This is a genomic window from Micromonospora sp. MH33, from assembly GCF_003013775.1.
GTDB lineage: Bacteria > Actinomycetota > Actinomycetes > Mycobacteriales > Micromonosporaceae > Micromonospora > Micromonospora fulviviridis.
The window spans coordinates 1-8,859 of the sequence record NZ_MUYZ01000288.1 but is presented as its reverse complement, the minus strand read 5'-3'; the positions used below and the strand labels follow the sequence as shown (position 1 = coordinate 8,859).

The 8,859-nt window shown below is 75.0% G+C and carries 9 protein-coding genes and 1 pseudogene; 3 read left to right on the top strand and 7 right to left on the bottom strand.

Annotated elements, in window-relative coordinates:
• From B0E53_RS29560 to B0E53_RS29550, 3 genes are all read right to left on the bottom strand, one after another.
• Nucleotides 1-1,690: hypothetical protein (locus B0E53_RS29560; protein WP_246835663.1), on the bottom strand; the 1,690-nt coding region annotated here is incomplete at its 3' end.
• Nucleotides 1,691-1,747: 57 nt separating this feature from the next.
• Nucleotides 1,748-2,851, bottom strand: a complete 1,104-nt coding sequence (locus B0E53_RS29555) for a hypothetical protein (protein ID WP_107079008.1) — start codon at nucleotides 2,849-2,851, stop codon at nucleotides 1,748-1,750.
• A gap of 249 nt (nucleotides 2,852-3,100) precedes the next feature.
• A complete protein-coding gene (locus B0E53_RS29550) occupies nucleotides 3,101-3,616 on the bottom strand; it encodes a 2'-5' RNA ligase family protein (protein WP_107079007.1) in 516 nt (171 codons plus the stop codon).
• An 85-nt stretch (nucleotides 3,617-3,701) separates the two neighbouring features.
• On the opposite strand from B0E53_RS29550, the gene B0E53_RS29545 reads away from it, so the two are divergent.
• Nucleotides 3,702-4,211, top strand: coding sequence for a DinB family protein (locus B0E53_RS29545; RefSeq protein WP_107079006.1), 510 nt, complete (start codon nucleotides 3,702-3,704; stop codon nucleotides 4,209-4,211).
• On the opposite strand, the gene B0E53_RS39800 is transcribed toward B0E53_RS29545, so the two are convergent.
• A complete protein-coding gene (locus tag B0E53_RS39800; RefSeq protein WP_246835662.1) occupies nucleotides 4,195-4,482 on the bottom strand; it encodes a hypothetical protein in 288 nt (95 codons plus the stop codon). The two genes, B0E53_RS29545 and B0E53_RS39800, sit on opposite strands and share 17 nt — an antisense overlap.
• A 179-nt stretch (nucleotides 4,483-4,661) precedes the next feature.
• Nucleotides 4,662-5,021 carry a hypothetical protein gene (locus tag B0E53_RS39795; RefSeq protein ID WP_246835661.1) on the bottom strand — a complete coding sequence of 120 codons (360 nt, stop codon included), beginning with the start codon at nucleotides 5,019-5,021 and terminating at the stop codon, nucleotides 4,662-4,664.
• Between the two features lie 155 nt (nucleotides 5,022-5,176).
• Here B0E53_RS39795 and B0E53_RS29535 point away from each other — a divergent pair, with 155 nt between their 5' ends.
• Nucleotides 5,177-5,560, top strand: coding sequence for an SCP2 sterol-binding domain-containing protein (locus B0E53_RS29535; RefSeq protein WP_107079005.1), 384 nt, complete (start codon nucleotides 5,177-5,179; stop codon nucleotides 5,558-5,560).
• Nucleotides 5,557-7,644: a glycogen debranching N-terminal domain-containing protein gene (locus B0E53_RS29530; protein WP_107079004.1), complete on the top strand. Its 2,088-nt coding sequence runs from the start codon at nucleotides 5,557-5,559 to the stop codon at nucleotides 7,642-7,644. The genes B0E53_RS29535 and B0E53_RS29530 overlap by 4 nt, the downstream gene beginning before the upstream one ends.
• Before the next feature lie 17 nt (nucleotides 7,645-7,661).
• On the opposite strand, the gene B0E53_RS29525 is transcribed toward B0E53_RS29530, so the two are convergent.
• Entirely contained in the window at nucleotides 7,662-8,360 is a 699-nt protein-coding gene (locus B0E53_RS29525) for a Pr6Pr family membrane protein (protein ID WP_107079003.1), read from the bottom strand.
• A 31-nt stretch (nucleotides 8,361-8,391) separates the two neighbouring features.
• A pseudogene (locus B0E53_RS38015) lies at nucleotides 8,392-8,859 on the bottom strand (hypothetical protein); the annotation flags it as partial.

The window sequence follows — 8,859 nt, the reverse complement described above, 5'->3', positions numbered from 1 at the left end:
CGAAGCTCGGCCGGTCCAGGGAGGCCCGCTCCAGGAACGGCTCGGCGCGCGACCGCTCCCCGTCGGCCGGTTCGGCGGGATCCGGGTCGGTCGCCAGGACGGCCGGGTCCACCAGCACGGCCGGGGCGGGCACCACCACCGGGGTAGGCTCCGCGGGCGCGGCGACCGGACGTGGCGCCACCTGCGGGTACTCGGCCGTCTCCACGCCGCCCGCGGCGGCCGCCATGACCGCCGCGGCGGCCAGGTCGGCGACCCGCTTGGCCTCCCGCTGCACCCGGGCCCGGGTCTCCTTGGCGTGCTGCTCGGCCAGGTCCGCCGCCCGGCGCGCCTCGTCCAGCCGCTTGGTCTCGGCGGCCAGGTCGCGGCGTACGTCGACCAGTTGCTCCTCCAGCGCTGCGCCCTGCTGCTCGATCGTGCCGATCTCCCGGCGGGTGCGCTCGAGCTGCTCGTCAACCGTCTCCAGCTCGGCCTGGAGCTGGGTGAGGGCCTCCTGCCGCTGCTGGATCTCCTGCTGCACCGTGGCGAGCTGCTCCTGGTGCGCCGCCGTCTCCTCGTCGGCCCGCTCGCGGACCTCGGTGGCGTACTGCTGGGCCTCGGCGACCAGGGCGGCGATGTCCCGTTCGGCGGCGCTGGCCCGGTCGGCCAGTTCCTGCTCGGCGGCGGCCCGCCGCTCGTCCAGCTCGCGGGCCATGGTGGCCTGCCACTGGGCCAGCTCCTGCTGGGCCTTGCTCCGGTTGGCCTGCACCTCCTGCTGGATCTGGGTACGCGCCGCCTTCACCAGCGCCTCCGACGCCGAGCGCGCCTGCTCGACCTGCTGGGTGCTCTGCTCGGCGATCCGCTTCGCCTCCTGCTGGGCCCGGTCGTGGGCGGCCTGCCCCTCGGTGCGCAGCTTCTCCGTCAGCTCCCGGATCTCGGTCAGCTCCGCCTGCGCGGCGGTCCGCCGCTCCTCGTCCGCCTTCTCCTGCTCGGCCCGGCGGGTGGACAGCTCCTCGGCCAGCTCGCGCCGCTCCCGCTCCGCCTCCTCGCGCGCGGTGGCCAGCACCTTCTCCGCCTGCGCCTGCAGGTCGGCGGCGCGCTTGGTGGCCGCCTCGGTGATCTGCCCGGCCTGCCTCTCGGCCAGGTCGAGAATCTGGTCGACCATCGGGCCGAGGTCGCGGAAGGACGCCCGGTCCACCTGCGTCGGGCGCTGGCGCAGCTCGGCGGCCTCGGTCTGCGCCCGCTGCGCCTGCGCGGTCAGCTCCCGGACCTGCGCGTACGCCCGGTCCCGGTCGGCCGTCAAGGCGGTCAGCTCGCCGTCCATCTGCTCGACGTACCGGTCCACCTGGCGTTTGTCGTAGCCACGCAGCGCCGGGTCGAACCTCGGTCGCGCGGACACGTCGTCGTGGGGTGCGAACGGTTCCTCGCCGTTGGACATGCGCCATCCTCCGTCGGTTCGCCAGCGCCAGGCCGGCGGATGACCGCCCCGCAGGGCATGATGAGGCGCAACGGTACCGCCGTCGGCGCGCGGGTTCCGCCCCGCCCCGCCGCAGACCGCGAAGTGCGGGTTCCCGGCGGTCAGCCGGATGGTGAAGACCTCGGCGTCCCGGTGCAGCGCCACGTGGTCGCAGGGCTGGTGGCTGATCCACAGCCGCACCCGCACCGGCGGCACACCGTGCCGCAGCGCGTTGCTCACCACCTCGCTGACCGACACGACCAGGTCGTCGCCACCCACATCGGCCCGGCGGGGTCGCGCCGGGCCGGGCAGGCGTCAGGCGAGCTGGAGGTTCCGCCAGGCGGTCGACTCCAGCGGCGGGTCGCCCAGCTCGAACTCGGCCCAGTTGTTCCAGTAGGCGACCGCGTCCACGTCGTCCTGCTGGCGCAGCCAGGTCACGTGGTCCCGGATGGCCTGGGCCCGGCCCGCGCCGGTGGTGTCGGCCGTGGTGCGGCTCAGCCCGTACTCGGGCACCAGCAGCCGGATTCCCGGGTACGCGGCGCGCACCTTGCCGAACGCCACCCCGAACATCCGCGACGCCGGCCAGTACGTCGCGGTGTCCCGGGAGTAGCAGTCCACGCCGTAGTGGGTCATGCCCGGGTAGCCCCAGTCGGCCGGGTTGCCGCGTCCCTCGTCCAGCCAGTAGCGGGTGACGATCGGGCCGTGTCCGAGGACCCACCGGCGGTTCCGGTGGGCGGCGACGATCTGCGCCACCCGGGTCGCGGTGGTCCGGTACGTCGCCGGCGTCACGTCGCCCATGGGTTCGTGGTACCAGGTCAGGTAGACCGGCCGGCTCAGCCCGTCCAGCCAGCCGCTCAACTGCTCGACGTCGTCCTTCCACGACACGTGCATGACAGCCGACGGGGCGTCGACGAACTTGCCGGCGTTCAGCGGCGGCAGCTCCGGCAGGGCGTCCGCGTCGCCGCCGTCGGTGCCGAAGTCGCGCATGTAGCGGATGCCCGGGTACTCCACCACCGCCCGCTGGGTCCGTGCCCCCTTCTCGGCGCTCATGCCGACCAGCAGCGGCACGGCCAGGGTGGTGGTGGCGGTGCCGGTCCGGCCGGCGCCGTCCCGGGCCGTCGCGGTCAGCGTGACCGTGCCCCGGCCGGCCAGCACGGTCACCGTGAAGCGGGTCGGGTCGGTGGGGTTCGGCGTGACGGTCACCCCGGGCGCGGTGCTGCCGAGCTGGACGGTCAGGGGCACGCTCAGGTCCACCCGGACCGGACTGTCCCAGGCGGCGCCGGTGGGGTCGCTGACCCGGCCGGAGAGGGTCAGCAGCCGCGAGTCGGGATGGTAGGCGTCCACCCGGACGGTGGTGGACTGCCCGGGCAGCAGGACGGTCGATTCGGCGGTGACGGAACGGATGACGGGTGCGGCCATGGGATGCCTCCTCGAGGCGTGCTCGTGGCGCTCCGGCCGCACGTCCTCGGGTGGCCAGGACGGCCTTGACCTGCGCTTTTACCAGCTTGCGTCGGTTCGGCGGCATCGCCATCACCGCCAGCAGATGGCGAAAAACCCGGTCCGCCGGACGCCGGGAGCACCGTCCGCGACCCCTGCCCCAAGCCCGACCACCCGACCTTCTTCGTGGATTCGGACCGCGCTGACCGCGCGGGTGGTCGGTACGGAGGGTCAGGCGAGCGGGTGGGAGATATCCCGGGCGTGGTCGGTGACGGCCGCGCCGACCACGGTGGCGGTCAGCGGCAGCACCTCCAGGCAGCGGCGCACCGCCGCGGCCATCAGCGTGTTCGGCACCCGCATGGAGAGCGTGCAGTGCGGCACCCAGCGGCCCGGCTGGTAGTGCTCCACCAGGCCGATGCCGGCCCGGGCCAGCCGCTCGTGCACCGCGCCGTGGTGGGCCAGCAACTCCGGCGTGGGGGCCGGACCGAGCCAGAGCACCCGCCCGACGAACTGCCCGACGTGCTGGAACTCCAGCCGCAGCGGGGCGGCCACCACCATCCCGGCGAGCGCCCCGGCGACCCGGTGCGGGTCGAGCCGCGGTGCGACCGCCAGCGACACGTGCGGCCGGTGTCGCTGCTCCAGCAGCGACCGCATGCTCTGCACGCCCTCGGCCTCCAACGCGTCCCAGAGCACCCGGATCCGCCGGGTGGCGTCGGTGTCGAGATACAGCTCCAGCGCCGCGACCACGCGATCACCCTAAGGGGGTGAGGTTTGCCGGCCAGCCAGGGCGGTACTGCCCGGGTGGCACCGACGGCGGAGGAGCGTGGGACCCGTGGACGTGAACGAGCTGCTGACCGAGGCGTACGGCCGGCTGCCAGACCTGGTGGCCGGGGCACTCGATGGGCTCAGCCCCGAACAGCTGCGGCAGGCCCCGGCCGCCGGGGCGAACCCGGTGGGCTGGCTGGTCTGGCACCTGAGCCGGCTCCAGGACCACCACGTCGCGGACGTGCTGGGGGAGGAGCAGCTGTGGGTCACGGGCGACTGGGCGGGGCGGTGCGGGCTGACCGCCGACCCGGACGACACCGGCTTCGGGCACGGCCCCGGGCAGATCGCCGGCGTGCGGCCGGAGGACGGCGGGGTGCTGCTCGACTACCACCGGGCGGTGGTCGACCGGACCATGGCGTACCTGCGCGGGCTGAGCCCGGGGGACCTGGACCGGGTGGTCGACGAGAACTGGGACCCGCCGGTCACCCTCGGCGTACGGCTGATGAGCGTGCTGGACGACGACCTCCAGCACGTCGGCCAGGCCGCGTACGTGCGCGGGCTCATCCAGCGGGGCTGACCGCCGCCCGGGCCCGGCCCAGCGCGGCGTGCCCGAGCAGGTGGAACGCCTGCGCCTCCGGGGAGGTGCCCGGTCGGGCGAAGTCCGGCGCGCCGCTGACCCCGGTCACCCGCCCGTGGTGGTCGACCCGCCGGCCCGCCGCCGCCAGCAGCTCCGCCCCGGTGCCCAGCCAGGACGCCGGCAGCCAGCCGTCGGCCACCCCGGTCAGCGCCGCGTACCCGAGCAGCTGGGCGGTGTTCGCCTCGTGGAACGAGTCCGGGTCGTCGAGCACGTCGGGGGAAGAGCCCGTCGTCGGCCCGGTACGCCAGGCAGGCGTCCAGCACCGTGCGGGCGTGCCCGGCCAGCTCGGCGCGGAGCCCGGCCGGCCAGTCCGGCGCGAGCCGCAGCGCCCGGGCGATCCCGGCGACCACCCAGCCGTTGCCGGTGCCCCACGGCTGCGGCCGGTCCGGCTCACCCCGGTCCTCGTTCCAGCGGGCCGAGTAGAGGCCGTGCGGCCCGGGGCGCCCGGGTGACCAGCCAGTCGAGCTGCGCGTCCAGCGCGGCGGTGAAGCGTGGATCCCCGTCGGTCGTGGCCGCGTACCGGACCACCTCGCCGCAGGCGGCGCCGTTGACCGCGCCGGCCTCGCCGGACACGTCGCCGAGCCGCCCGTCCGGATGCTGCCGGGTCACCGCCGCGTCGGCGACCAGCACGGCCAGCTCACCGAGCCCGAGGTCGAGCAGGGCGTGCCCGGTCACCCCCTGCTCCCAGGACTGGCGCTGCATGGCCAGCAGCGCGGCAAGCACCTGGTCGGTCGTGGCGTTCCCGGTCATCCCCATTGCTCCGGACTACCCGACTTCCGCCCCGCGCACCAGCTCTGCTCTCACCCGAAGGAGGTGAGTTGGACTCACCCGGCCGGCGGGGACGCTGCGGGAGCGGGCGGAGCCGCCCGGCGGTGAGCCGCGACGACGGACACGGGGAGGGACCGATGAGCGCCTCGGCCGCGGAGTACCTGGACCGGGAGGTCGCCGGCCGGCACCCCGACCTGCCGGAGACCACCGCCGGCACGATGCGGCTGGACCTGCAGGACGGGGCGCGGACCGATCACTGGTATCTGACCATCGACCACCAGAAGGTACGGGTGTCCCGCCTGGCCGACGAGGCCGACCTGGTGGTCCGCGCCCACCGGGAGGTGTTCGACCGGATCGTCGCCGGCCGGCTGCACCCGGCCGCGGCGCTGCTGCGCAACGACCTCACCGCGCAGGGCGACCTGCGGCTGCTGCTGTCGCTGCGCCGGATCTTCCCGGGTCCGCCCGACGCCCGGCATCCCCGCGAGGTGGCCGGCGCCGGAAGCCGGGTGGGGGCGCGATGAAGCAGGAGCTGGTGAACATCCGCGCCGGCAACGCTTTCGTGCTCAGCGACGGGCAGGGCGACATGGAGGTCGAGCCGTACGCCCCGATCGGCCTTTTCTCGTTCGACACCCGCTTCCTGTCCCGCTGGGTGCTCACCGTCGACGGGGAGCGGCTGCACGCCCTGTCCCGGGACGAGCTGGCCTACTTCGAGACCCGGTTCGTGCTGGTCCCCGGTGCCGCCAGCCACTACGTGGACGCCGACGTCTCGGTGATCCGGCACCGGTCCATCAACGAGAGCTTCAACGAGCGGATCACCGTGCTCAACCACTCGGCCGAGCCCGCCGAGTTCACCGTGCGGATGGAGATCGGCAGCGACTTCGCCGACACCGCGGAGATCCTCCGCCCCGCGGAGCGCCGGCCGGAGGTCGTCGCCGACCCGGTCCACCGGCAGCTGCGGATCTGCTACGGGCGGGGCCGGTTCGCCCGGGAGACCCTGGTCTCCAGCACCGCGCCCGTCGAGGTCGGCCAGCGGGGGATGACCTTCCGGATCAGGGTCGACCCGGACGGGGAGTGGCACACCGACCTGCACGTCGGCATGATCATCCACGGCGCCGGGGGACGCGACCTGCGGAGCAGCCTGGAGTCCCACCGCCAGCACGTCCGACACGACATGCGCGAGGACCTCGCCCGCTGGTTCGACCACGCGCCGCAGCTCATCGCCGAACGGGAACCCCTGATGTCGGCGTACCGGCAGGCGCTGACCGACCTGGCCTCGCTGCGCTACACGCCGCTGTCGTACAACGACCGGGTGCCGGTGGGTGGGCTGCCCTGGGCCATGGCGTTGTACGGCCGGGACGCCCTCGTCACCTGCCTGGCGACGCTGCCGTTCACCCCGGAGCTGACCCCGGCGACCCTGCGCCTGCTCGCCCTGCTCCAGGGCGGCCGGCTCGACGACTACCACGACGAGGAGCCCGGGAAGATCCTGGCCGAGCTGCGGTACGGCGAGCAGGCCGCCTTCGGCGAGCAGCCCACGGCGTTCTACTACGGCGCGGCCGACACCACACCGCTGTTCGTGATCCTGCTCGACGAGTACGAGCGCTGGACCGGCGACACCGACCTGGTCCGGCAGTTGCGCCACCCGGCCCGGATGGCCCTGGACTGGCTCGACGAGTACGGCGACTCCACCGGCGACGGCTACCTGCGCTACCAGCCGCGCAACACCGTCAACGGGTTGGCCAACCAGACCTGGCGCAACTCCCCGGGGGCCATCGTGGACCGGCACGCCGTCGAGCCGCCGTACCCCCGGGCGACCTGCGAGTTGCAGGGGTACGCGTACGACGCGAAGGTCCGGGGCGCCCGGCTGGCCCGGGAGATCTGGGGCGAGCCCGGGTACGCCGACCGGCTGGAGGCCGAGGCCGCGCGGCTGCGCGAGCGGTTCGACCGGGACTTCTGGCTGCCGCACCGGGGCTACTACGCGCTGGCCCTCACCCCGGACGGGCAGCCGGTGGACGCGCTCACCTCCCACCTCGGCCACCTGCTGTGGAGCGGCATCGTCGAGCCGGAGCGGGCCGACGCGGTCGCCGCCCACCTGTCCAGCCCCGAACTCTTCACCGGCTGGGGGGTGCGCACGTACGCCACCGGGCAGCGGCCCTACAACCCGGTCGGCGCGCACCTCGGCGCGGTCTGGCCGTCGGACAACGCGCTCGTCGCGGCGGGCCTGCGCCGCTACGGGTACGACGCCGAGGCGGCCCAGGTCGTGGCCGGCATCTTCGCCGTGGCGGAGACGCTCGGCGGTTCGGTGCCGGAGGTGATCGCCGGCTACCCGCGCGACCTCACGAAGTACCCGGTCCAGCTACCGGCGGCCGGCCGGCCGCAGTCGTGGGCGTCCGGCGGCCTGCTGATGCTGCTCGCCACCATGCTCGGGCTGCGTCCGTGCGGGGAGAACCTGCTGGTGAACCCGTGCGTCCCCGACGGATACGGCCGGATCGAGCTGCTGGACGTGCCGGGGCGCTGGGGGCGGGCCGACTCCTACGGCCGCGACCGCACCAAGGCCCGGCGGGTGCGGGTCGGCGGCCCGGCCGGTGAGCGGCGCACCACCGGGTGACCGGGCGCCGCCGCCGGTCAGCGTGGCCCGGCGGCGCTCTGCTCCGGCGTGCCGGCGGGGGCCGGAGCCGGCTCCACCGGCACGGCGCGGGCCCGCCCGGCCAGTCCCCGGTCGACGCCGACGAGGAGGAGCCCGAGCAGCCAGAACGCGACGGCGAAGAAGAGCGCGCTGAGGCCCACGCCGCCGTAGCCGAGCTGCCCTGCGTCGAGGAACGGGTACGGGTAGCGGTGCACGACCAGCCCCCGCACCAGCGCGAACCCGAGGTACGCCAGCGGGAACGCCAGCCACCAGGCGGCGTACCGCGGGCGCAGCCGGCCACGGCGGTCGAACAGCGCCCAGTCGGCGATCGCGAGCAGCGGCACCACGGTGTGCAGGAACTGGTTGCCCCACCACTCGCCTGGCTCCCGGTGCGGCTGGGCCATGGCGAACGGGCTGGCCGGGTTGGCGAGCACCAGGTGGTAGACCGTGCCCGTGATGGTGATGTAGAGGGTCACGGCGCCCTTGAGTGCGCTCGGCGGCTCCGGGCGGCCCTGCCAGGCCCGCCAGGCGGCGTAGCCGGCGAAGGCGCCGACCGCCACGTTGCTCTGGATGGTGAAGTACGGCAGCAGGCCGGTCACCGTGGCCGGGCCCAGTGCGGTGAGCACGATGCCGGCCACCACGCCGAGCACGACCGCCAGCCGGAAGAGGATCGCCAGTCGGCGACGCCGCGGAGTCACCGGGGCAAGCTACCAGCCGGTGCGGTGCCGGTCACCGGCCCGAGCGGCGGGCGGCCCGGGCAACTCTGCCCGGATCCCGCGCGGGGCTGGTCGGCCCGGGGAGGGGGAGCGAGTCGGGCTTCTGCGCCGGCGGGTTGCCCGGGTCGGTGGTCGGGGCGAAACCGGCCGTCGGGCTGCTGGGCGCGGGTTCCGGCCGACCGATGACCGGGCTGGTGGGCTGCGCTCCGGTCCGACGCGTCGGGTCGGCGCTCGGCTGAGGTGGAGTCGGGTGGGCGCCGGATGCGGTCGGCTTGTCCTGCCCGTGGAGCAGCCGGTCACAGTAGCCCGGGACCTTCTCCCGGCCGCCGGCGGCCGAGACCAGGTCGGCGAAGGGAGGGGTCTCCAGGGCCCGGCCCCGGTCCGCGCCGTTCTTCGCCCGGTAGGCGCTGCAGAGCCCGGCCAGGGCGGACGGGCTGCCCGGCCGGCCGGTCGGGGCGGGGGCCGGGGTGGTCGGGTGGCT